The organism is Streptomyces sp. NPDC059994, assembly GCF_042737755.1.
In the GTDB taxonomy this organism is placed as follows: domain Bacteria; phylum Actinomycetota; class Actinomycetes; order Streptomycetales; family Streptomycetaceae; genus Streptomyces.
Map to the genome: position 1 here is coordinate 31,574 of NZ_JBHWUR010000044.1, position 23,737 is coordinate 55,310.

14 protein-coding genes are annotated in these 23,737 nt (G+C 72.8%); 10 read left to right on the forward strand and 4 right to left on the reverse strand.

What is annotated here, in order from left to right; translation table 11 throughout:
- Positions 1 to 264: 264 nt before the first annotated feature.
- Positions 265 to 1,389, forward strand: coding sequence for a GuaB3 family IMP dehydrogenase-related protein (locus ACFWA7_RS21970; protein ID WP_385546959.1), 1,125 nt, complete (start codon positions 265 to 267; stop codon positions 1,387 to 1,389).
- Between the two features lie 94 nt (positions 1,390 to 1,483).
- On the opposite strand, the gene ACFWA7_RS21975 is transcribed toward ACFWA7_RS21970, so the two are convergent.
- Positions 1,484 to 1,969: a hypothetical protein gene (locus ACFWA7_RS21975; protein WP_385546962.1), complete on the reverse strand. Its 486-nt coding sequence runs from the start codon at positions 1,967 to 1,969 to the stop codon at positions 1,484 to 1,486.
- 109 nt (positions 1,970 to 2,078) lie between these two features.
- Positions 2,079 to 3,323: a nucleotide sugar dehydrogenase gene (locus ACFWA7_RS21980; protein ID WP_385546965.1), complete on the reverse strand. Its 1,245-nt coding sequence runs from the start codon at positions 3,321 to 3,323 to the stop codon at positions 2,079 to 2,081.
- Positions 3,324 to 3,542: 219 nt separating this feature from the next.
- On the opposite strand from ACFWA7_RS21980, the gene ACFWA7_RS21985 reads away from it, so the two are divergent.
- On the forward strand, positions 3,543 to 5,249 hold the full coding sequence (locus tag ACFWA7_RS21985) for a glycerol-3-phosphate dehydrogenase/oxidase (protein ID WP_385546968.1): 1,707 nt from the start codon (positions 3,543 to 3,545) through the stop codon (positions 5,247 to 5,249).
- Here ACFWA7_RS21985 and ACFWA7_RS21990 read toward each other — a convergent pair.
- Positions 5,246 to 6,343 carry a serine hydrolase domain-containing protein gene (locus ACFWA7_RS21990; protein ID WP_385824670.1) on the reverse strand — a complete coding sequence of 366 codons (1,098 nt, stop codon included), beginning with the start codon at positions 6,341 to 6,343 and terminating at the stop codon, positions 5,246 to 5,248. The genes ACFWA7_RS21985 and ACFWA7_RS21990 overlap by 4 nt on opposite strands.
- Positions 6,344 to 6,591: 248 nt before the next feature.
- On the opposite strand from ACFWA7_RS21990, the gene ACFWA7_RS21995 reads away from it, so the two are divergent.
- From ACFWA7_RS21995 to ACFWA7_RS22025, 7 genes are all read left to right on the forward strand, one after another.
- The gene (locus tag ACFWA7_RS21995) at positions 6,592 to 8,568 is read left to right on the forward strand and encodes a serine/threonine-protein kinase (protein WP_385824672.1); all 1,977 of its coding nucleotides are present in this window, start codon (positions 6,592 to 6,594) and stop codon (positions 8,566 to 8,568) included.
- Between the two features lie 106 nt (positions 8,569 to 8,674).
- On the forward strand, positions 8,675 to 11,851 hold the full coding sequence (locus ACFWA7_RS22000) for a protein kinase (protein ID WP_385824674.1): 3,177 nt from the start codon (positions 8,675 to 8,677) through the stop codon (positions 11,849 to 11,851).
- 178 nt (positions 11,852 to 12,029) lie between these two features.
- A complete protein-coding gene (locus ACFWA7_RS22005; protein ID WP_385824682.1) occupies positions 12,030 to 13,619 on the forward strand; it encodes a serine/threonine-protein kinase in 1,590 nt (529 codons plus the stop codon).
- Between the two features lie 153 nt (positions 13,620 to 13,772).
- Positions 13,773 to 15,347, forward strand: a complete 1,575-nt coding sequence (locus ACFWA7_RS22010; protein ID WP_385824676.1) for a serine/threonine-protein kinase — start codon at positions 13,773 to 13,775, stop codon at positions 15,345 to 15,347.
- A gap of 92 nt (positions 15,348 to 15,439) precedes the next feature.
- Positions 15,440 to 17,104 (forward strand): serine/threonine-protein kinase, encoded by a 1,665-nt coding sequence (locus tag ACFWA7_RS22015; protein WP_385824678.1) that lies wholly within the window; start codon positions 15,440 to 15,442, stop codon positions 17,102 to 17,104.
- A gap of 129 nt (positions 17,105 to 17,233) precedes the next feature.
- Entirely contained in the window at positions 17,234 to 18,850 is a 1,617-nt protein-coding gene (locus tag ACFWA7_RS22020; RefSeq protein WP_385824680.1) for a succinic semialdehyde dehydrogenase, read from the forward strand.
- 55 nt (positions 18,851 to 18,905) lie between these two features.
- Entirely contained in the window at positions 18,906 to 20,729 is a 1,824-nt protein-coding gene (locus tag ACFWA7_RS22025; protein ID WP_385546990.1) for a GMC family oxidoreductase N-terminal domain-containing protein, read from the forward strand.
- Positions 20,730 to 21,510: 781 nt separating this feature from the next.
- On the opposite strand, the gene ACFWA7_RS22030 is transcribed toward ACFWA7_RS22025, so the two are convergent.
- Complete coding sequence (locus tag ACFWA7_RS22030; protein ID WP_385546993.1) at positions 21,511 to 21,798, reverse strand: chorismate mutase; 288 nt, start codon at positions 21,796 to 21,798, stop codon at positions 21,511 to 21,513.
- A gap of 308 nt (positions 21,799 to 22,106) precedes the next feature.
- On the opposite strand from ACFWA7_RS22030, the gene guaA reads away from it, so the two are divergent.
- A complete protein-coding gene (gene guaA, locus ACFWA7_RS22035) occupies positions 22,107 to 23,693 on the forward strand; it encodes a glutamine-hydrolyzing GMP synthase (RefSeq protein ID WP_385546996.1) in 1,587 nt (528 codons plus the stop codon).
- Positions 23,694 to 23,737 lie beyond the last annotated feature (44 nt).

Genomic DNA, 23,737 nt, shown 5'->3' on the forward strand with positions numbered 1-23,737 from the left:
GCACTGAAGAGGCACTGACATGACGTACTGACATGCGGAAGGGGCCGGACGCGCGCCGCGCGTGCCGGCCCGTTCCGCCGAGGCCCACGTAGTTACTTTCGGCCCCCCAAAATCCACCCCCCCCGCCGCCCCCCCCCCCCGCGCGTGCGGCGCGTGGGTGGGGGGCCCCAGCCTGCTCCGGCCGGCCGCCCCTCGCCCGTATGTCGGGGACACACATGTCGGGGATACTGGGACCGCAGACGTAGAGGGAAAGGCCCACACAACGTGACTGAGATCGAGATCGGGCGCGGCAAGCGCGGCCGCAGGGCGTACGCGTTCGACGACATCGCCATCGTCCCGAGCCGGCGCACCCGGGACCCGAAGGAGGTCTCGATCGCCTGGCAGATCGACGCCTACCGGTTCGAGCTGCCGTTCCTGGCCGCCCCGATGGACTCGGTCGTGTCGCCGCAGACCGCGATCCGCATCGGTGAGCTCGGCGGTCTGGGCGTGCTCAACCTCGAAGGCCTGTGGACCCGGTACGAGGACCCGCAGTCGCTGCTCGACGAGATCGACCAGCTGGACGAGGACGCCGCCACCCGCCGCCTCCAGGAGATCTACGCGGCCCCGATCAAGGAAGAGCTGATCGGGCAGCGCATCAAGGAGGTGCGCGACTCCGGTGTGGTCACCGCGGCCGCCCTCTCGCCGCAGCGCACGGCGCAGTTCTCCAAGGCCGTCGTGGACGCGGGTGTCGACATCTTCGTCATCCGCGGCACGACCGTCTCGGCGGAGCACGTCTCGGGCGCGGCCGAGCCGCTCAACCTCAAGCAGTTCATCTACGAGCTGGACGTCCCGGTGATCGTCGGCGGCTGCGCCACGTACACCGCGGCCCTGCACCTGATGCGCACCGGCGCGGCCGGCGTCCTGGTGGGCTTCGGCGGCGGCGCCGCGCACACCACGCGCAACGTGCTCGGCATCCAGGTCCCGATGGCCACCGCCGTCGCCGACGTGGCCGCGGCCCGCCGCGACTACATGGACGAGTCCGGCGGCCGGTACGTGCACGTGATCGCGGACGGCGGTGTCGGCTGGTCCGGCGACCTGCCCAAGGCGATCGCCTGCGGCGCCGACGCCGTGATGATCGGCTCCCCGCTGGCCCGCGCCACGGACGCGCCCGGCAAGGGCCACCACTGGGGCATGGAGGCCGTCCACGAGGACGTGCCGCGCGGCAAGCTGGTCGACCTGGGCATCGTGGGCACCACCGAGGAGATCCTCACCGGCCCGTCGCACATCCCGGACGGCTCGATGAACTTCTTCGGCGCCCTGCGCCGCTCGATGGCCACCACCGGCTACAGCGAGCTCAAGGAGTTCCAGCGCGTCGAGGTGACGGTGGCGGACGCGCAGCACAAGCGCTGACGCCCGCCGTGCGCGTACGTCTCCCACGTACGTAGTACGTAAGTGAAAGGGCCCGGACCGTTCGACGGTCCGGGCCCTCTCGCGTGTCCGGCGGTTACGCGGCGGCCTTCTTGGCGCCGGAGAACGCGGCGGCCGCGGCGATCGCGAAGAACAGGAACGTCATCGGGTCGGCGTCGGACTTCCAGGCCTCGTTCACGACGTCGAGGTGCTGGAACAGCAGTTCCGAGAGGCTGACGGGGAAGTGCTTGGAGATGAGGATGGCCTCACCGACCAGCTGGCCCGCGTAGACGGAGCCGAGGGCGAGGACCGCGCCGAGCACCGGCAGGGCGGGGTTGCGCCCGCCGACCTTGCCCGAGGCCCAGCCGATCAGGAAGCCGACACCGACGGCCGCGTAGCCGATCTCGTGCTTGGTGGCGCCGACGATCGCGCCGTAGACGCCCGCGCAGACGATGGCGGCGGCGATCGCGGTGATCAGCCCGCCGGCGAAGTTGTCGCGGACCGGGGCCGGCGGCGGGACCGGGGCGAAGCCCGGGAACTCCGGCTGGGGCTGCTGCTGCGGTGGCGGAAAGGACTGGCTCATCTTCGGATCCCCCCGAGGTAAGTGAACGCACGAGCCCGTGAATGCGCACGGCTGTGCGATCGGGCGACCCGAAGAGTAGCAACCGGCCGAGTGCGGCGGAGACCGGATTTCAGAGTCGGTGCGCGGCGCCCCCGGGCGTGACGCCGCGGGTGTCGAGCAGTAGCTGGGCCTTGACCGACAGCCCCTGGAGGTCGTACGTGCGGTGCTGCTGGAGCAGCACCGTGAGGTCGGCGTGGGCGGCGGCCTCGTAGAGCGAGTCCGCGCGCGGTACGGGCTGGTCGTGCACGCGCCAGTCCGGGACATGCGGGTCGTGGTAGCTCACCGCCGCGCCGAGGTCGATGAGCCGGCCCGCGATCTCGGCGGCCGGGGAGCCCTCCAGATCGGCGAGGTCGGGCTTGTAGGTGACGCCGAGCAGCAGTACGCGCGCGCCCCGGGCGGACTTGCCGTGCTCGTTCAGGAGCGTGGTGGAGCGCTGGATGACGTACTGCGGCATGTGCGCGTTGATCTCCCGGGCCAGCCCCACCATCCGCAGGCCCGTGTACGGCAGCGGGGTCGGGTCGAGCGGCACGCCGTGGCCGCCGACGCCCGGGCCCGGGCGGAACGGCTGGAAGCCGAAGGGCTTGGTCTCGGCGCACCGGATCACGTCCCACAGGTCCACGCCCATGTCGTGGCAGAGCACGGCCATCTCGTTGACCAGCGCGATGTTGACCTGGCGGTAGTTGGTCTCCAGGAGCTTGGCCATCTCGGCCTCGCGGGTGCCGCGCGCGCGGACGACCTTGTCGGTGATCCGGCCGTAGAACGCGGCGGCGGACTCGGTGCAGGCGGGGGTGAGACCGCCGATGACCTTGGGGGTGGTGGCGAAGCCGTGGGTGCGGCTGCCGGGTTCGAGGCGGCCGGGGGAGTACGCGAGGTGGAAGTCGCGCCCGGCCCGCAGCCCCGAGCCTTCTTCGAGCAGCGGGCGCAGGAAGTCCTCGGTGGTGCCGGGGTAGGCGGCGGACTCCAGGATCACCGTGGTGTGCGGGCGCAGCCGGGCCGCGAGCGTGCGGGCCGCCTCGGCGACGGCGCCGAGGTCCAGGGTCCGGTCCGCGCCGAGCGGGGTGGGGGCGCAGATCACGGCGGTACGGACCCGGCCGAGCTCGGCCGGGTCGGTGGCGGTCCGGAAGCCACCCGAGAGCATCCGGCGCAGCTCGGCGGCGGTCAGGGCGCCGTCGACCGGGGGGCGGCCCGCGCGGAGTTCGGCGAGGACGCGGGGGTCGGTGTCATGGCCGACGGTCTCGATGCCGGCGGCGGCAGCGGCCTGGGCGAGGGGCAGGCCGAGGTGGCCGAGTCCGATGACAGCGAGGTCTGCGGGCATCCGGGTGACCGTCCTTCCCATAACCGGAGGGGACATGGCGCGCAAGCCCTGTGGACAGAACGGGCGGGCGCAATGTCAGACTAAGAGTAAATATGACCGTTATGCCGCATTGCGGGCCCGGGGTTGTCCGAGTGTTGTCCACAGGCGGTGGCCGATGTCGGTGGTCGCGTCCAGAATCGAGTGTGTGAGCCAGACCACCCCGATCAACGGGAGGCATCCGTGAGGACAGCGACACTGGGACCGGTGCAGCGCGCCGAGGCGCTCGCCGCGATGGCAGAGCGCGAGCTCGACGTGCTGGTCGTCGGCGGCGGGGTGGTCGGCGCGGGCACCGCGCTGGACGCCGTGACCCGAGGGCTCTCGACCGGCATCGTCGAGGCGCGGGACTGGGCCTCGGGCACGTCCAGCCGGTCGAGCAAGCTGGTCCACGGCGGGCTGCGCTATCTGGAGATGCTGGACTTCGCGCTGGTCCGTGAGGCGCTGAAGGAGCGCGGACTGCTCCTGGGGCGCCTCGCCCCGCACCTGGTGAAACCGGTGCCGTTCCTCTACCCGCTCCAGCACAAGGGCTGGGAGCGGTGGTACGCGGGATCGGGCGTGGCGTTGTACGACGCGATGTCGGTCTCGTCCGGCCACGGCCGGGGCCTGCCGGTCCACCGCCACCTCTCCCGCCGCAGCGCCCTGCGGGTCGCGCCCTGCCTGAAGAGGGAAGCGCTGGTCGGGGCGCTGCAGTACTACGACGCGCAGATGGACGACGCCCGCTTCGTGGCCACACTGGTGCGGACGGCCGCGAGTTACGGGGCACAGGCCGCCAACCGGGCCCGGGTGACCGGGTTCCTGCGCGAGGGTGAGCGGGTGGTCGGGGCGCGGGTGCGCGACGTGGAGGGCGGCGGGGAGTACGAGATCCGCGCCAAACAGATCGTCAACGCGACGGGGGTGTGGACGGACGACACCCAGGCGATGGTCGGCGAGCGCGGCCAGTTCCACGTCCGGGCCTCCAAGGGCATCCATCTGGTGGTGCCCAAGGACCGGATCCACTCCACGACCGGGCTCATCCTGCGCACCGAGAAGTCGGTGCTCTTCGTGATCCCCTGGGGGCGCCACTGGATCGTGGGCACGACCGACACGGGCTGGGACCTGGACAAGGCCCACCCCGCCGCCTCCAGCGCGGACATCGACTACCTCCTCGAACACGTCAACTCGGTACTCGCGGTGCCCCTGACCCGGGACGACGTCCAGGGGGTCTACGCGGGCCTGCGCCCGCTGCTCGCCGGGGAGTCGGACGCCACCAGCAAGCTCTCCCGCGAGCACACGGTGGCGCACCCGGTGCCGGGCCTCGTGGTCATCGCCGGCGGCAAGTACACGACGTACCGGGTGATGGCGAAGGACGCGGTGGACGAGGCGGTGCACGGCCTGGACCAGCGGGTCGCGGACTGCGTCACCGAGGACGTGCCCCTGCTCGGCGCGGAGGGCTACCGGGCGCTGTGGAACGCGCGCGCGAGGATCGCCGCGCGCACCGGGATCCATGTGGTCCGCGTGGAGCACCTGTTGAACCGGTACGGATCGCTGACCGAGGACCTCATCGAGCTGATCGTGGCCGACCCGTCGCTGGGGGAGCCGCTCGGCGCGGCGGAGGACTATCTGCGGGCCGAGATCGTCTACGCAGCCTCGCACGAGGGCGCCCGCCACCTCGACGACGTCCTGACCCGGCGCACCCGGATCTCCATCGAGACCTTCGACCGGGGCACGCGGTCGGCCCGGGAGTGCGCTGAGCTGATGGCGCCGGTCCTCGGTTGGGACAAGAAGCAGATCGAGAAGGAGGTGGAGCACTACGAGAAGAGGGTGGAGGCGGAGCGTGAGTCGCAGCGCCAGCCGGACGACCTGACGGCGGACGCGGCGCGGCTGGGGGCGCCGGACATCGTGCCGATCTAGGGAGAAACCGGGGCGACGGACAGGCCCTGGCGGGCAGTCGGGCAGAACTCGGCGTCGAGTAGCGAGAGTTCGAGGGAGGGGCTGAGGGCGATGTCTGTGTTGATACGGAAAACGGCGGTGTGGCGGCCGTCGGCGGTGGCCGCCGCGCGGACCAGGCTGCCGGATATATGCCCGTTGTGGCCCCAGACGGTGAGGCCGCAGGAGAGCCGCTGCGGGTAGACACCGAGGCCGTAGACACCGTGGGCGGCGGCGGTGCCGAGCAGTTCGCGCTGCTGGGGCGCGGGCAGCAGGGCACCGCCGAGCAGGGCCGCGTAGAAGCGGCTCAGATCGGCGAGGGTCGATATGAGTTCACCGGCGGCGCCGGCCCGGCGCGGGTCGAGGTCGGTGACGTCGCGGCCGTCGGGGGAGTACGCGCGGCTGTGCGGGGTGGGGAGCGTGGTGCGGGCACCCGGGAAGGAGGTGCCGGTGAGACGGAGGGGGGTGATGATGCGGCGTTCGGCCTCGGCGGCATACGTATGGCTGGTGACCTGCTGAACGACCATGCCGAGGACGACGTAGTTGGTGTTGGAATAGGCGTAGGTACCGAGCGGCCCGGGGGAGCGGGCGAGCGCGGTGCGGACGGCTTGTGAGGGGGTGAGTGGAACCGGGACGGTGCTGTCGGCCGTGTAGGGGAACAGACCGCTGGTGTGGGAGAGCAAGGAGCGCAGGGTGAGGTGGCGGCCGTCGTTTCCATGGCCGCGTATCAGGCTCGGCAGATGCCGTTCCACCGGGTCGTCGAGGCGCAGCCTGCCCTCGGCGGCGAGCTGGAGCACCACCGTCGCGACGAAGGACTTGGTGACGCTGCCCGCCCGGAAGCGGTCGTCGCGGCCGAGCCCGGATCCGGCAGTGCCGAAGCGGGAGCGATGGCCGTCATCGGTGAGCAGGGCGGCGGCCGGGGCGCCCGTGCCCGTGACCAGCCGTGCCAGCGCTGTGGCCTGCGGGTCTTTCAGGCCGGCGCGGTCCGGGTGGCCCGGCTCGCCCGGCAGCACCGGCGTGCCCAGACCGCAGAGCACCACGGTCAGGGGCACGGCGAGCAGCGCCCGGAGTGTCGGCATGGTGATGGTCCCCCTTCCGGAGCCATCTTGGCGGACGGCGGACCCGGGACAATCATTGGTCCCGACGTGAGAGACAATGGACGCTCTGCCAGGGCGGGTGCCGCTCCCCCGGGGGCCAACCCCCGGACCCCCGGCAGGAGAAGCAGGTCGGAGCGGTGAACCGGGCCGCCTCACGAGGCAAGTTGCGGGGAGCCGTCGGCCGGGACGCGGTCGGTGCGGGCGCGGATCAGGGATCGCAGAGGGGACGCATGTCGGAGGCGGAGCAGTCGCGGGAGCCCCAGCGGGACGAGCGGAAGGAGTCCGGCGGTAAAGCCGAGGGCCGGCTCCTGGCCGATCGGTACCGGCTCGGGGATGTGCTCGGCCGTGGAGGCATGGGCACGGTCTGGCGTGCCGTCGACGAGACGCTGGGCCGTACCGTCGCCGTCAAGGAGCTGCGCTTTCCCAGCAGCATCGACGACGAGGAGAAGCGCCGGCTGATCACGCGCACCCTGCGCGAGGCCAAGGCGATCGCCCGGATCCGCAACACCAGCGCGGTGACGGTCTACGACGTCGTGGACGAGGACGACCGGCCGTGGATCGTCATGGAGCTCGTCGAGGGCAAGTCGCTCGCCGAAGCGGTGCGCGAGGACGGGGTGCTGACGCCGCGCCGGGCCGCCGAGGTCGGGCTCGCCATCCTCGACGTGCTGCGCTCCGCCCACCGCGAGGGCATCCTGCACCGCGATGTGAAGCCGTCCAACGTGCTGATCGCCGAGGACGGCCGGGTCGTGCTCACCGACTTCGGCATCGCCCAGGTCGAGGGCGACCCGTCCATCACCTCGACGGGCATGCTCGTCGGCGCGCCCTCGTACATCTCGCCGGAGCGCGCCCGCGGCCACAAGCCCGGCCCGGCCGCCGACCTGTGGTCGCTGGGCGGCTTGCTCTACGCGTGCGTGGAGGGCGTCCCGCCGTACGACAAGGGCTCCGCGATCGCGACGCTCACCGCGGTGATGACCGAGCCGGTGGACCCGCCGACGAACGCGGGACCGCTCCTGGAGAAGGTCATCTACGGGCTGCTCGCCAAGGACCCCGAGCAGCGGCTCGACAACGAGGCGGCGCGTGCGCTGCTCACCGAGGTGCTCCACGCCCCGGAGCAGAAGTTGCGGGCGCAGCCGGTGTCGTCCGAGGTGACCCGGGTCGTCGCGCTGCCCCCCGTGCCCGGCGAGCCCAAGGGTGACGCGGGTGCCAAGGCGAAGGAGGTGGCCGACGCGGCCGCCGACCGGATGCGCGGCGCCTTCAAGTCCGTGCGGAACGCGGCGGCGGCCGCGCAGACCACGGCCAAGGAGAAGGCGAAGGACAAGGCGGCGGCCAGGACGGCCGCCAAGCCGCTCGCCTCCGCCCGGTCGGCGTCCGTCGCGCCGTCGGCGCCGTCCGGGCCGCCCGCGCCGGTGCGGGCCCCGCTCACCGATGTCGTCCCGCGCCGGACGCTGGTGATCATCGCTGTCGTCGCGGCGCTGGCCGTGCTCGGGACCGTGCTCGCGGTCGCGTTCAGCGGCGGCGACGACGACAAGGGCAAGGGCGGCAAGAGCGACAACAAGGCGTCGAGCGGCGCCACCGCGGGCGGCGACGGCAGCGGCAAGGGCAAGACCGGCGGCGCCCAGGGCACCGGCCAGCAGCAGGGACAGGGGCAGACCACCCAGACCCAGGGCCAGAGCGGCGGAAAGACCTCCACATCCCCCCAGACCCCTGGGTCCGGAACCGGGTCCGGGGGCAACGGGGCGGGCGCCGGGCTGCCCAGCGGGTACTCCACGGTCACCGACGCCGGCTTCCACTTCTCCATGGCCATGCCCGCCGGGTTCCACCGCACCGGCATAGCCGGGTCCAACTCCGGCGGCATATACAGCGCCAACGGCGGCTTCCCGCGCATCCAGGTCGACTTCAACGCCAAGCCGACCGACGACGCCCGGCGGGCCTGGCTGGAGCTCGCCGGCGCGGTCGCCGGGAGCAGCAGCAACTACCACCTGCTGGGCATCCAGAAGGTCGACTACAAGGGGTACCCGACGGTCGCCGACTGGCAGTTCGAGCGGGACCAGAGCGGCGAGCGGGTACGGATACTCAACCGCGGCTTCAAGGTCGACGGGTCGCACGGCTACGCCATCATGATCACCTGCAAGACGGCCGAGTGGGACGCCGACGCCTGCGCGACGCTGCGCAAGACGGCGTTCGACACGTTCAGCCCCAAGGACTGAGCAGGCCACGTATCGTGAGAGCTCGCGGACCGTACGCAGCCACAATGGGCCGGTAATCGACCGGAATTGACGGGTTCGGGGGAACAGCGCGCTGTGGGGAGGCGTCGTGGACGACTACGCGGGTCGGGTGCTCGCTGACCGCTACCGGCTGCCGCTGCCTTCCTCCGACGAGTACGAGCCGTTCGAGACCCGGGCTTTCGACACCTACAGCGGCCAGGAAGTCCTGGTGCGGCAGGTTCCGTTGCCGGAGGTCGTGGACGCGGAGGTGCAGGGTGCGGACGGGCGGTACGGGGACGGGTACGGCGCCGGAGCGGCGCGGCGGCCCGCGGACCCCGCCCTGCGGCGTGCGATCGAGGCGGCCCAGGCGGCCGCGCAGATCCCCGACCACCCCCGGCTCGACCAGGTCTTCGACGTCTTCGCGGAGGACGGCTCGCTGTGGATCGTCAGCGAGCTCGTCATGGCCCGGCCGCTGGCCGCGCTCCTCGCCGAGCAGCCGATGGCGCCGTACCGGGCGGCGGAGGTCGCCTCCGACGTACTGACCGCGCTGCGCGTGCTGCACGCGCACGGCTGGACGCACCGCAACATCACCGAGCGCACGGTGTTGATATGCGACGACGGCCGCGTGATGCTGACCGGCCTGGCGGCCGGAGCGGCGGAGGAGGCGCTCTGCGGCTACGTGGTGGTGCCGCCGCCGCTCGGTGAGGAGAGCGACGACTTCGGCGTGCCGGGGGCGACGGGGGCGGCTGACGACGCCGAGGCCGCGTGGCCGGATGCCCCGGACTCCGGCCCGGACTCCGCAGGCTCGCCGGACTTCGGCGGCCCGGACGCACCCGGCGACCTCTACGACGACCGGGACCGGTCCTCCGGCACTCCGTACCCGCTGCCCGGCGACCCGTACGGAGCCCCCTACGGCGGCCCTGGCCGGCCCGCCGCCGACCCCGGCCGCCCCGCCGGGGCTCACCCCGACACGCACCTCGGCCCGGCCGCCCAGGCGGCCCCCGCGCCCCACCCCGCCCCCCTGCCCTCGACCAGGGCGCCGGCCCTGCCCGCGGGGTGGTCTCCGGCGGGGCCGAGCGGCGAGGAGCAGGGTGGTGGCCGGGGCGGGCAGTCGGGGGCTGAGCAGGGCGGGGCGCCCGCGTCCCGTTCCGAGGTGTCCTCGGAGGTCGCGCGGGCCGGGGCCATCGCGGCGTACCGGGCCGGGGCGCGGGCCGCCGCGCGCGTGGGCGACGACGGGGCCGCGCTGCCGGTGCCGCGGCCCGAGCTCACCCAGGCCGAGTTGGAGGGCGTCTGGCGCGACGCCGCCGACCGGGGCATGTACGACCCGGTGAGCGGGACCCGGGTGCCGCGTACGCCTGTGGGGGCAGCGGGGACGTCCTCGGCGGCCAGTCCGTACGCCGTGGAGGAGGGCCCGGACTCGGGGCGTACGCGGCGTGCGTACGACCCGGTGACCGGGCGCTGGGTCGCGCGCCCCGCGCAGCCCAGCCCGACCTCCGCCCACCCCGAGACCTCCGCCCACCCCGAGACCTCCGCCCACCCCGAGACCTCCGCCCACCCCGAGACCTCCGCCCACCCCGAGACCTCCGCCCACCCCGAGACCTCCGCCCACCCGACGGACACGCACCCCGAGGCCCCGCACGCCCAACGCCCCCACGCCCCGACCCCGCACCCCCAACTCCCGCGTCTCGAAGTCCCGCACGCGCAGCCCGCGCACCCCGACGCGTCCCGGACCGGCGGACACCCCCGGCCTCCCGCCACCACCGGGCCGCGGCCCTCCGCCGAGCCGCGGCCCGCGCTGCCGCACGCCACCGGGGCCGGGGCCGAGGCGTTGCGGGCCGATGCCCAGCGGCAGACGCATGTCAGCGCGCCCGTGCCCGCCCGGGAGGGCGGCTGGGAGGCGGCCGTGCCCCAGCGGCACGGGGGCGGGTACCGGGGCCCCGCCACGCGGCTCGCCGCCGAGCGGGCGCGGCAGACGCGGATCGCCGTCGTCGGGGCCGTCACCGAGCGGTGGGCGCCCGAGCAGGCCGGGCCCGTGCACGAGAACTGGCGCCTGGCGCCACCGATCGGGCCCGCCACCGATCTGTGGGCGCTGGGCGCGCTGCTCTTCCGGGCCGTGCAGGGGCACGCGCCGTACCCGGAGGAGAGCACCGTCGAGCTGGTGCAGATGGTGTGCGGCGAGCCGCCCGCGTTCGCCGAGGAGTGCGGCCCGCTGCGGCCGGTCGTCGAGTCGCTGCTGCGCCAGGACCCCACCGAGCGCCCGGACTTCGAGGAGCTGCGCGGCTGGCTGCGCTCGATCGTGCGGTCCGCGCCCGAGCCGGACGTGGGCACCGAGGTCGTCCCGCTGCCCGCGCCCGACGCGACCCGGCTGCCGATCGTGCGCCGCCGGGGCGAGCTCGTCCGGCGCCGTCGCGGGGCCTCCGGTGAGCACGGCCGCCACCGCCAGCAGCGGCGTACGCAGCCCCGCAGGCCCGAGCGGCGGCCCGCGCCCGAGGTGTCCGGGGGGCCGCGTCAGGCCAGGCTGCGCTCGGCGGAGTCCCGCACGCCCAAGTCCCGCCAGTCCGCCACGCGTACGCGTACGCGCGCGCCCCGCTCGCTCGGCCGCACCCTGGTCCTGCTCGTCCTGTTACTCCTGGCCGCCGCGCTCGCGTACGCCGTGTTCTTCATGCCCAGGTCCGGGACGAAGGACAAGGGCAGGGCCGACAACGGGGGCGCCCCGTCGGCCCGTACGAGTACGAGCGCGCCGCCGAGCGCGCCGACGCCCAGTACCTCTCCCCGCAGTGGTACGCCCTCGACACCGCGGACGCAGACCACCGCGCCCGGCGGACAGCCGCCCGCCAAGGGCTATGTGCTGCGCACCGACCCCGAGGGGTTCCGGACCGCGGTCGATCCCTCCTTCCAGCGGCGGCCCATCAACGGCGCCGGACAAGTCCGTTATGTTGGTGGCGACTTCACTCTGCTCCTGGTGCCCGGCCGGGACGCGGTCAAGGAAGTCGGCGACGACCCGCTCGCGTACCAGCGGGACAAGGAGCGCGAGCTCCAGCCGTTCCGGGACTCGGCCTGGGCCACCGCGACGGGGCTGCGGCGGGTGGACATTGGCCGGAAAGTGACTGCCGAGGGGCAGTTCACCTGGCGGGACAGCACTGGCCGGACAGTTTACGTACGCAATCAAGTCATGGTTATCAATGGCCGATATCACCTCGTCGTGGTCATCGGTCCGGAGCCGCAGCGGGACAAGGTGACGGAGATCTACACCCAGGCCACGGCCGCCTACAGCGCCACTCGTTGACGCTTCACAGGTTGCCTCAGACACATACCCCTTGGTAGGTGCGGCACAAGGTGCCCCCGAGGTTCCCTGGCCGGAATCCGCTCCGTAACCTTGCCCCTTAAGGACCGGCCGGGCGGGGGACGTGGAACAGAACCAGAGCAACAGCGGCAAGGGCGCGGAAGCGGTGGCGACAGGGCTGCTGCTGGCCGGGCGCTACCGGCTCGGCGACACCATCGGCCGCGGCGGCATGGGCAAGGTCTGGCGCGCCCACGACGAGGTCCTGCACCGCACGGTGGCAGTCAAGGAGCTGACCGCCGCGCTGTACGTGGCGGAGGCCGACCGCGTCGTGCTGCACGCGCGTACGCAGAAGGAGGCGCGGGCCGCGGCCCGCATCACCCACCCCGGGGTGGTCACCGTCCATGATGTGCTCGACCACGACAACCGCCCCTGGATCGTGATGCAGTACGTCGACGGGCCCTCGCTCGCCGACGCCGTGAAGGCCTCCGAGACCGGGCGGATCGAGGCCCGCGAGGCCGCCCGCATCGGACTGCACGTCCTGGGCGCCCTGCGCGCCGCGCACGCCGCGGGCGTGCTGCACCGCGACGTCAAGCCCGGCAACGTGCTGCTCGCCCGTGACGCGCGCGTGCTGCTCACGGACTTCGGGATCGCCGCCATCGAGGGCGACGCCACGATCACCCGGACCGGTGAACTCGTCGGCTCCATCGACTATCTGGCGCCCGAGCGGGTACGAGGAGGACAGCCCGGTCCCGCCTCCGACCTGTGGTCCCTCGGCGCCACGCTCTACGCGGCCGTCCAGGGCGAGTCGCCCTTCCGCCGCTCCTCGCCCATCTCCACCATGCAGGCGGTGGTGAACGAGGAGCCGCCGCCCGCCACGCACGCGGGCGCGCTGGCGCCGGTGATCACGGCACTGCTGCGCAAGGAGCCCGAGGACCGCCCCTCGGTCGAAGAGGCCGAGCGGATGTTCCTGGAGGCGATGGAGGGACGCGAGCCGAAGGCGGCGCACGAGTACGTGCCGACCCGTCAGGTCTCCGAGTCCGAACTGCGGGCCGCCACCGCCCCGGCGGGCACCTCCGGGACGGTCCGCACCCCCGCCCCCGAGGCGGTCGCTCCCGCCCCCGCTCCCGTCCGCCCCGCCTCCGGAAGGCGGGGGCGGACCATCGCCCTGGTGGTCGCGCTCGCTGCCGTCCTCGGCGGTGCGGCCGGTCTCGCCGCCCTGAAGTACCGCGACAGTGGCGGCGACTCGGCGACCACCACCACGACCCAGTCGCCGGTCGCCAAGCCGGGCAGGACGGCCAAGGGCGACGCGTCCGTGCCCGACGGCTGGAAGCGGGTGAAGGACCCGGCCGGGTTCAGCCTCTTCGTGCCCGAGGGCTGGCGGCGCCAGATGTTCGGGAAGGAGACCGACTACACGCCGGACAACGGCCGCCACTACATACGCGTCAGTATCGGCAAGCCCGACTTCGAGAACCCGTACACGCACCAGCTGGACCTGGAGAAGACGCTGAAGAAGCGGGTGCCCACGTACCAGCGGGTGATGCTGAAGCCGAACACTTTCCGGGATCAGGTGAACTCCTCGCTCTGGGAGTTCGCCTTTGTGGAGAAGACGCGCTTCCCGGGCAAGCGGCACGCGATCGACCAGATGTACTTCGCCGACAACGGCGCTGTCGAGTACGCGATCTACATGTCCGGGCCGGAGTCCGACTGGGCGACCACCCGCGAGCAGTTCGACACGGTGCTGCGCGGCTGGCGGCCGCCGCCGCTGAACTGAGCGGACGCGCGCCCCCGTCGCGCGCCCCCGCCCCTCGCGCCCGCCCCCTCTTCCCGCGCCCGCCCGGTCGATTCCGTCTCGTGACCTCGCACCCCGCTCCGGCGCGGCCCCGTGCGGCATGATGGCCACAGGACCAATGAGCGAGGGGAAGCGGTGCCCGCACCAGCCAGTGATCCGCGTGGTGGCGCGGCCGAGGACCGTCTCATCGCGGGGCGTTACCGGCCGACGGCCCGGCTCGGCCGTGGTGGCATGGGCACCGTCTGGCGCGCCACCGACCAGCTCCTGGGCCGCCAGGTCGCCGTCAAGGAGCTGCACCCAGACGGCGGCGCCCCCGCCACCGCGGCGCTGCGCGAGGCGCGTGCCGTGGCGCAGTTCAAGCATCCGCACGTCATCGTCGTCCACGACGTCGTCGAGCAGGACGGGCGCTCGTACATCGTGATGGAGCTGGTCGAGGGCGGCTCGCTCGCCGACCGGCTGCGCGGCAGCGGCCCGGTCGACGCCCGGGAGGCGGCCCGGATCGGCATCGCGCTCCTTGGCGCGCTGAGCACCGCACACCGCCAAGGGGTGCTCCACCGCGACCTCAAGCCCGCCAACGTCCTCCTGGAGGAGGGCACCGGCCGGGTCGTGCTCACCGACTTCGGCATCGCGCAGCTGCCGGGGTCCACCACGATCAGCGAGGACGGGGCGTTCGTCGGCTCGCCCGAGTACACCTCGCCGGAGCGGATGCAGGGCGGCGCCGCCGGGCCCGAGTCCGATCTGTGGTCCCTCGGTGTGCTGCTGTGCGCCGCCCTGAGCGGCGAATCCCCTTTCCGCCGCGACTCGTTGGGCGGCGTGCTGCACGCGGTGGTCACCGACGAGATCCGCCCGCCGCAGGCCGCCGAACCGCTGCTGCCGGTCGTGCGCGGACTGCTTGAGCGCGACCCCGGGCGCAGGCTCGCCGCCGACGAGGCGCGGGAGCTGCTGCGCGCGTACGTGGCGACCGGCTCCACCCCCGTCGCGCCGAGGCACTACACACCGACCGAGCGGGTCGCCGTGGCGAAGCCGGGGAGCGGGTCCCGGACCAGGACCGCGCTGATCGCGGCGGCTCTGGTCGTCGTCCTCGGCGGCGCGGGCGCGACCGCCGCGGTGCTGCTGAGCGGCGACGACGGCGGCGGGCGGGCCCGGGTCTCGGCGGGCGGCGGCGGGACGACGGCGACGGTCACCGCGTCCTCCTCGGTGAAGCCGGGGCCGCCCGGCCCCACGGTGACGGTCACGCGCGCCGACGAGCCGGCCCCGGCCGGCACCGCTCCCGCCGGGTACCGCCACGTCCGCGACCCGGACGGCTTCCGCCTCACGGTCCCGGCGGGCTACGTCCGTACCACCGACGACAGACGCGTCTTCTATGTGTCGCCGGACGGGGCCTTCCGGCTGGGCATCCGGCTGCAGAACTCCGTCTCCGGCGGGCCGCTCGGCATCATGCGGGACGCCGACGCCAACGGGCCCTCCACCAACCCCGGTTACCGGGGCGCCAAGGTCGTCGCCACCACCCACCAGGGCCATGACGCGGCACTGTGGGAGTTCAGCTGGAACGGCTTCAGCACCACCGAGGGGCCCCGGCACACCTACGACGAGTGCTGGGACGAGAACGGGAAGATGTACGACGTGTGGGTCTCGGCGCCGGTCGCGCGGCTCGATGAGGCCAAGCGGCACTTCGACACCGCGCTCGACTCCTTCACGCCGTCGGCCTGATCCGTCCGCCTCCGCCCGTGGCCGTGTCACGGGTCCGCATACCTCACGGCCCTCGGTTGGTGGCGGCACGGGCCGTTCGACAGGATGTGCGCATGACGAACGATGGGGGACGGGCGCACGAGCCCACCAGCTACGACCTCCGGCCGCCGCAGTCCGTACCGCAGGAGCAGCCGGTGGCCGGGCGGCCGGCCGTACCGCGGCAGTACGAGGCGACGCAGGAGGTCGCCGGCGGAGACGGGAAGCCGGGGTCCGGCGCGGGCCGGATCCTCGGTGGCCGCTACCGGCTCGTGGACCGCCTCGGCCACGGCGGGATGGGCACGGTCTGGCGGGCCCACGACGAGGTGGTGGACCGCGATGTGGCGGTCAAGGAGCCGCTCGTGCCGCATCACTTGGGCGAGCGCGAGCGGACCACGGTCCATCTGCGGATGCAGCGCGAGGCGCGGGCCGCCGCCCGGATCGACCACCCCTCCGTGGTCACCGTGCACGATGTGGTCGTCGAGGACGACAAGCCGTGGATCGTCATGGAGCTGGTGCGGGGCCACTCGATGGCCGACCGGCTCCAGGAGGGCACCCTCGACCTCCGCGAGGCCGCCCGGATCGGGCTCGCGGTGCTCGGCGCGCTCTCCGCCGCGCACGAGGCGGGCGTACTGCACCGCGATGTGAAGCCCGCCAACGTGCTGCTGGGGCGCGGCGACCGGGTCGTGCTGACCGACTTCGGTATCGCCCAGGTCGAGGGCGAGCAGGGCCTCACCGAGACCGGGGGATTCGTCGGCTCGCCCGAGTACATCGCCCCGGAGCGGGTGCTCGGCCGGCGGCCGGGCCCGGAGTCCGACCTCTGGTCGCTCGGTGTGGTGCTGTACGCGGCGGTCGAGGGCGTGTCCCCGTACCGGCGCAGCAACACCCCCGCCACCCTCCAGGCGGTCCTGTCCGCCGAGCCGCAGATGCCGGCGAGGGGCGCGGGCGCCTTCGGCACGCTGGTGATGCAGCTGCTGCGCAAGGACCCGGCGGCCCGCCCGGCGCCCGCCGAGATCCGCCAGACCCTGGAGTCGTTCGCCCACCCGGCGCCCGCCTCGGCCGTGGCGACCCGGCTGCTCGCCGACGCGGGCGCGGGCGCGGCCGGGGGTCTGCGCGCCTGGGTCCCGCCGGTCCTGGCCCGCAGCCGGCGCGCCCGGTACGGCCTGGGCGGCGGGGTGCTCGCGGTGGCGGCCGCGCTGGTGCTCGCCCTCGTCCAGCCGTTCAGCGGCGAAGGGCTGCCGTCCGGCTGGCAGGTGCGGCCGGAGACCGAAGTGCTCGGCGCGGACGTGGCGGTGCCCGGCGACTACAGGCGGGTGCAGCCCGAGAAGATCGGAGACGCGCTCGCGTACTACGACCCCAGCGGGATCTTCGAGATCGACTTCTGGCGCACCGACCCCGACAGCGAGAAGGACGCGGTCGGGCGCTCGGCCACCGACTGGGAGGCGTACTACGCCGAAGGCGGTCACGCGAAGACGGAGATGAAGGACGCCGACGTGACCTCCAAGAAGACCAGGTTCCAGGGCAACGAGGCCGCCGAGCTGGTCACCGACTACGTTCCGTACAGCACTTCGTCGAGTGACACCGACCCGTACCGCTTCAAGTACTTCGAGCTGCTCGTCCCCGGCGAGGGCTCGGCCTACTGGAAGATGCGGGTGAAGGCACCCGCCGAAGGACAGGCCGCGCAGGACGGCGAAAAGCTGTTCGCACAGGTGCGTGACGGGCTGAAAATACACAACCTCTGAGGCGGTTCTCCGGGCACAACGCGCTGATCAGCGCTTATGTCGCCAGTGGTCGCTGGCGCGGTGGTGAGGGTTCCGAAAAGTGTTACCGGCGGGTACCCAAACCGCCGTGCCCGGCATACGCTCGCTCCCATGACGGACTCGCAGGCCACGCCCACCAGCACCCGTACGAACCCGGTCGCCGCCGCCCCGGCGGGCGCCCGCACCGCCGCCGATGTGGTCACCCCGGAGGTGGTCGCCAAGCTCACCCGGGGAGTGGCCGGCTCCGGTCGTACGGCCAACCACACGCCGTTCACCGGCGAGAAGCTGGCGGACCTGCCCGAGTCCACGCCCGACGACGTCGCCGGGGCCTTCGCCCGCGCCCGCGCGGCCCAGCCCGCCTGGGCCGCGACCCCGGCCCGGCAGCGCGCCGCCGTCCTGCTGCGCTTCCACGACCTGGTCCTCGACCGCCAGGCCGAGGTCCTCGACCTCATCCAGCTGGAGACCGGCAAGGCCCGCCTCCACGCGCACGAGGAGGTCCAGGCCGTCGCCGTGGCCGCGCGCCACTACGGCCGCAAGGCGCCCGCGTATCTGCGGCCCAGGCGGCACACCGGTGTGGTGCCGACCCTCACCAAGGTCACCGAACTGCGCCAGCCGCGCGGGGTGGTGGGGCAGATCGCGCCCTGGAACTACCCGTTCGAGCTGTCCGTCGGCGACGCGCTGCCCGCCTTCGTCTCCGGCAACGCCGTGGTGATGAAGCCCGACACCGAGACCGCGCTCACCGCGCTGTGGGCCCGTGACCTCCTGATCGAGGCCGGGCTGCCCGCCGAGGTGTTCCAGGTGGTGCTCGGTGAGGGCCCGGTCGTCGGCCCCGAGGTCGTCAAGCACGCCGACTACGTCTCCTTCACCGGCTCGACCCGCACCGGCCGCGAGGTCGCCCAGGGCGCGGCGGCCCGACTGGTCGGTGTCTCGCTGGAGTTGGGCGGCAAGAACGCGATGCTGGTGCTGCGCGACGCCGATGTGGAGAAGGCGGCGGCCGGAGCGGTCCGCGCCTGCTTCTCCTCGGCGGGCCAGCTCTGCATCTCCATCGAGCGGCTGTACGTCCACGAGTCGGTCGCGGACGCCTTCGTCGAGCGGTTCGCCGCCCGCACCAGGGCGATGCGGCTCGGCAACTCCCTCGCGTACGGCGCCGACATGGGCTCGCTGGTCGGCGAGCGCCAGCTGGAGACCGTGACCCGGCACGTCGAGGAGGCCGTCGCCAAGGGCGCCCGGCTGGTCGCGGGCGGCGTCGCCCGCCCCGACATCGGCCCGCTCTTCTACGAGCCGACGATCCTCGACGGGGTCGAGGCCCCGATGGCCGTCTGCACCGAGGAGACCTTCGGCCCGGTCGTCTCCATCTACCGGTTCACCGACGAGGACGAGGTGATCGAGGCCGCCAACGCGACCCCGTACGGCCTCAACTCCTCCGTCTGGACGAGGGATTCGCGGCGCGGCCACGAGGTCGCCGCCCGGCTGCGCACCGGCACGGTCAACATCAACGAGGGGTACGCCCCGGCGTACGGCAGCGTCCAGTCCCCGATGGGCGGCATGAAGGACTCCGGCCTCGGCCGCCGCCACGGCTCCGAGGGCATCCTCAAGTACACCGAGGCCCAGACCGTCGCCCAGCAGCGGATCCTGCCGCTCGCGCCGTCGTTCGGGATGGACGACGAGAAGTACGCCGCGTTCATGAGCCGCAGCCTCAAGGCGATGAAGGCCCTGCGCCTGCGCTGACCCCCGTCCGCTTCCCGTTCCGCCCCGCCCTTTCTGTTTCGTACGAGGAGAGCCGATGCCCCAGGAGACGCGCGCCCGGAACCAGGGACTCCCGGAAGACGACGAGGCGTACGACTACGACGTGCTGGTCGTCGGCTCCGGCTTCGGAGGCTCGGTGACGGCCCTGCGCCTGACCGAGAAGGGCTACCGGGTGGGGGTCCTGGAGGCGGGCCGGCGCTTCACACCCGCCACGCTGCCCAAGAACTCCTGGGACATCAAGAACTACCTCTGGGCGCCGAGGCTGGGGATGTACGGGATCCAGCGCATCCATCTTCTCGGCAATGTGATGGTGCTCGCGGGCGCGGGCGTCGGCGGCGGGTCGCTGAACTACGCCAACACCCTCTACGTACCGCCGAAGCAGTTCTTCGACGACCCGCAGTGGAAGGACATCACCGACTGGCAGGAGGAGCTGACCCCGTACTACGAGCAGGCCAAGCGCATGCTCGGGGTCAGGCTCAACCCGACCATGACCCCCTCCGACGTCCACCTCAAGGCGGCCGCGCAGCGGATGGGCGTGGGCGACACCTTCCATATGGCACCGGTGGGCGTCTTCTTCGGGGACGGGGAGGACGCGGAGGGCACGGTGAAGGCGAGGCCGGGGGAGTCGGTCGCCGACCCGTACTTCGGCGGCGCGGGCCCGGCCCGCAAGGCGTGCACCGAGTGCGGCGAGTGCATGACGGGCTGCCGCCACGGCGCGAAGAACACCCTCAACGAGAACTACCTCCACCTCGCCGAGAAGGCGGGCGCGGTGGTGCACCCGATGACGACGGCCGTCTCGGTCACCGACGACTCGCAGGGCGGGTACGCGGTCGCCACGCTGCCCACGGACAACCGCAGGAAGGGCGCGGGCCGCCTCTTCAAGGCGCGGCGCGTGGTGATCGCGGCCGGGACGTACGGCACCCAGACCCTGCTGCACCGGATGCGCTCGGGCGGCCAGCTGCCGTACGTGTCCAAGCGGCTCGGCGAGCTGACCCGCACCAACTCCGAGGCGCTGGTGGGGGCGCAGACCAACAACCGCCGCTACCGCAAGGCGCACGGCGCGGCCAAGGCGGACTTCACCCGTGGCGTCGCCATCACGTCCTCGGTCCACCCCGACGAGAACACCCATATCGAGCCGGTCCGCTACGGCCGGGGCTCGAACGCGATGGGCGGCATGTCGATCCTCCAGGTGCCGTACGCGGAGGGCTCCTCACTGGCGCTGGGCTGGCTGGCGAACGCGGTGAAGCACCCGGGGCTGCTTGCCCGCTCGCTCAGCAACCACCGCTGGTCGGAGCGGACCATCATCGGCCTCGTCATGCAGTCCCTGGACAACTCGCTGACGACGTATCTGAAGCCGGACGGCGTCGGCAAGGGCCTGCTCACCGCCCGTCAGGGCCACGGCGCGCCCAACCCGAAGCAGATCCGGGCGGCCTCCCGGGCGGCGACCGAGCTCGCCGCCGAGATCAACGGCTTCGCCGGCTCGAACGTCGGCGAGCTGATGGGCACCCCGCTGACCGCGCACTTCCTGGGCGGCTGCCCGATCGGCGCGTCGGCGGAGGAGGGCGTGATCGACCCGTACCACCGCCTCTACGGGCACCCGGGCATCTCGGTGGTCGACGGCGCCGCCGTCTCGGCGAACCTGGGCGTCAACCCGTCGCTGACGATCACGGCGCAGGCCGAGCGGGCGATGTCGCTGTGGCCGAACAAGGGCGAGGCCGACCCGCGCCCGGCCCAGGGCGAGCCGTACGTACGGGTCGAGGCCGTGGCGCCGAAGGCTCCGGCGGTCCCGGCGGACGCGTTCGGCGCGCTGCGGCTGCCGTTCCTGGGGATGCCGGCGGTGCCGCCGAAGAGCGCCGAGTAGGTCACCTGCCGAGTAGGCCAACTTCGGCCAAACGGAAAACGAGGAGCGCTGCACCCCCCTCCGAGTGCAGCGCTCCTCGCTCGTCCGTGGGCCGCGCGCCGAACAAGGCGGGGCCGTTGGTTCCGCAGAGATGACCTGCCAATCCTGTCAATGGTTGTCCCAGGACTCACAGAATTCTTATGTGCTCCCTGTCACACCGGTGGCGCGGGAGCGTTTGAATCACGCCAAAAGCGGAGGACAGGGCAACCGGTCGGCAGTGGCCGCGTCCGGACAGCGCGAAGGGCCCCGCATCGGGTCATCCGTCCCGGGGATGGCTCGCGGGGCCCTTGGCCGTGAGCGCCGACGTCAGGGCAGCGTCGGTGCTGCGGGAGGCGGCGCCGGGGGTAGCGCCGCTGGTGGACGAGCGCCGGGTGGCCGACCCGACGCGCGGGGGCGCGCGGGTGGTATCGACCACTGACGGTCGCTCTGTGCAGTGATGGGGTGACCTGTCTCTGCGTCGTGAAGGGTGGGCTGCGGCGCGCGCAACCGTTTGGACCGGATGCGGCCGGCCCCGGGCGTCCCCGGAGCCGACCGCTTTTAAGGGGTGACCGGGCTGCTGTCCCCTGCCGACCGGTCACGCGCGCTGGGGCGAGGTCCCACGACGTGCCAGTCAGCACGTCACACGCTCCAGCGGAGCCACGCGTGGTTTCTTCGGGCCCGCCCCTGGCTGACACGGACACCCTGACCAACGAAGTGGGGCACCGGCCGGTCACGGCGCCGGACGGGTGAGGCTGCGGCGAACTCAGATCCGGCCCCGGCACAGCTCCAGCATCGTCATCGCGAGCGCGGTGCCGGGCTTGCCGAGGGCGTCGCGGTAGTGGGCGAGGACCTCCATCTCGCGGTTCAGGTTCACCCGGCGCCCGCCGGAGGCGATCCGGGACTCCTGGATGACGGCCGAGACGGCCATCCGTTCCTGGATCAGACCGATGATGCGGTCGTCGAGCGCGTCGATGCGCTCCCGGGCGCCGGTGATCACGGAGGCGGCCTCGTCGGTGCGGGCGCCGGTCTTCTCGATCTGGGTGACAGACATGTGTGGGGCTCCTCGGGTGTCGGGTGCCCCGGAGCGGCAAGGCCCGGAAATGACAGAACGCCCCGGGCCTTGTCGGCCCGGGGCGCCTGGGAAGTCGCTTGTCAGTTGCTCAAGCAGCACGACCATGGCAGCCGGACGGGCCGGTGCCATAGGTAAAGACGAAGGTCTGGTGCTTGAGCATGGCGACAGTATGGACCCGTGCCGCAGGGCGCGGCCAATCCCGGTTCGGATGGTGAGACGGAAGGGCCCGGCTCGCGCCCCGGTAGAATCGACAGATACCGACCCCTCCCACCGCCGGAAGGCCGCCAGTGTCCTCAGCGTCCCCCGCTGCCGCGCCCGACGTCGTACTCGTCGTCGACTTCGGCGCCCAGTACGCCCAGCTCATCGCCCGCCGCGTCCGTGAGGCCCGGGTCTACAGCGAGATCGTGCCGAGCACGATGCCCGTGGCCGAGATGCTGGCCAAGAACCCGAAGGCGATCATCCTCTCGGGCGGCCCCTCGTCCGTGTACGCGGAGGGCGCCCCGCGCCTGGACCGCGCCCTCTTCGAGGCCGGCGTCCCCGTCTTCGGCATGTGCTACGGCTTCCAGCTGATGGCGACGACCCTCGGCGGCACGGTCGACGACAACGGCGCGCGCGAGTACGGCCGTACGCCGCTGCACGTCACCAAGGTCGGCTCCACGCTCTTCGAGGGCACGCCCGCCGAGCAGTCGGTGTGGATGTCGCACGGCGACGCCTGCTCGGCCGCGCCCGAGGGCTTCACCGTCACCGCGTCCACGGACGTCGTACCGGTCGCCGCCTTCGAGAACGACGAGAAGAAGCTGTACGGCGTGCAGTACCACCCCGAGGTGCTGCACTCCACGCACGGCCAGCAGATCCTTGAGCACTTCCTCTACCGGGGCGCGGGCATCGAGCCGACCTGGACGACGCACAACGTCGTGGAGGAGCAGGTCGCCCTCATCCGCGAGCAGGTCGGCGCCAAGCGCGCCATCTGCGGCCTGTCCGGCGGCGTGGACTCCGCGGTCGCCGCGGCCCTCGTCCAGAAGGCCATCGGCTCCCAGCTGACCTGCGTCTACGTCGACCACGGCCTGATGCGCAAGGGCGAGACCGAGCAGGTCGAGAAGGACTTCGTGGCCGCCACCGGCGTCCAGCTGAAGGTCGTCGACGCGCAGGAGCGATTCCTCACCGCGCTCGCCGGCGTCTCCGACCCGGAGACCAAGCGGAAGATCATCGGCCGCGAGTTCATCCGCGTCTTCGAGCAGGCCCAGGCCGAGATCGTGGCCGAGGGCGCGGACCACGGCGAAGAGGTCGCCTTCCTCGTCCAGGGAACCCTGTACCCGGACGTCGTCGAGTCCGGCGGCGGCACCGGCACCGCGAACATCAAGTCGCACCACAACGTGGGCGGGCTCCCGGAGGACCTGGAGTTCGAGCTCGTCGAGCCGCTGCGCAAGCTGTTCAAGGACGAGGTCCGCATGGTCGGCCAGGAGCTCGGCCTGCCGGAGGAGATCGTCCAGCGCCAGCCGTTCCCCGGCCCCGGCCTCGGCATCCGTATCGTCGGCGAGGTCACCAAGGACCGCCTCGACCTGCTGCGCGAGGCCGACGCCATCGCCCGCGAGGAGCTGACGGCGGCCGGTCTGGACCGCGAGATCTGGCAGTGCCCGGTCGTGCTGCTCGCGGACGTCCGCAGCGTCGGCGTCCAGGGCGACGGCCGCACCTACGGCCACCCCATCGTGCTGCGCCCGGTCTCGTCCGAGGACGCCATGACGGCGGACTGGACGCGTATGCCGTACGACGTGCTGGCGAAGATCTCGACGCGCATCACCAACGAGGTCGCCGATGTCAACCGGGTCGTCCTCGACGTGACGAGCAAGCCCCCGGGCACGATCGAGTGGGAGTAGTCCCGCATCAGCCGATCGGCGCCGCCGCACCGGGTTCCCGGTGC

What these genes read in the sequence shown, in the direction of transcription:
- ACFWA7_RS21990 (WP_385824670.1), bottom strand. Translation starts at nt 6,343, where the DNA reads ATGCCGACACTCCGGGCGCTGCTCGCCGTGCCCCTGACCGTGGTGCTC.
- ACFWA7_RS22030 (WP_385546993.1), bottom strand. Translation starts at nt 21,798, where the DNA reads ATGTCTGTCACCCAGATCGAGAAGACCGGCGCCCGCACCGACGAGGCC.
- ACFWA7_RS21995 (WP_385824672.1), top strand. Translation starts at nt 6,592, where the DNA reads ATGTCGGAGGCGGAGCAGTCGCGGGAGCCCCAGCGGGACGAGCGGAAG.
- ACFWA7_RS22025 (WP_385546990.1), top strand. Translation starts at nt 18,906, where the DNA reads ATGCCCCAGGAGACGCGCGCCCGGAACCAGGGACTCCCGGAAGACGAC.
- ACFWA7_RS22020 (WP_385824680.1), top strand. Translation starts at nt 17,234, where the DNA reads ATGACGGACTCGCAGGCCACGCCCACCAGCACCCGTACGAACCCGGTC.
- ACFWA7_RS21980 (WP_385546965.1), bottom strand. Translation starts at nt 3,323, where the DNA reads ATGCCCGCAGACCTCGCTGTCATCGGACTCGGCCACCTCGGCCTGCCC.
- ACFWA7_RS21975 (WP_385546962.1), bottom strand. Translation starts at nt 1,969, where the DNA reads ATGAGCCAGTCCTTTCCGCCACCGCAGCAGCAGCCCCAGCCGGAGTTC.
- ACFWA7_RS22015 (WP_385824678.1), top strand. Translation starts at nt 15,440, where the DNA reads ATGACGAACGATGGGGGACGGGCGCACGAGCCCACCAGCTACGACCTC.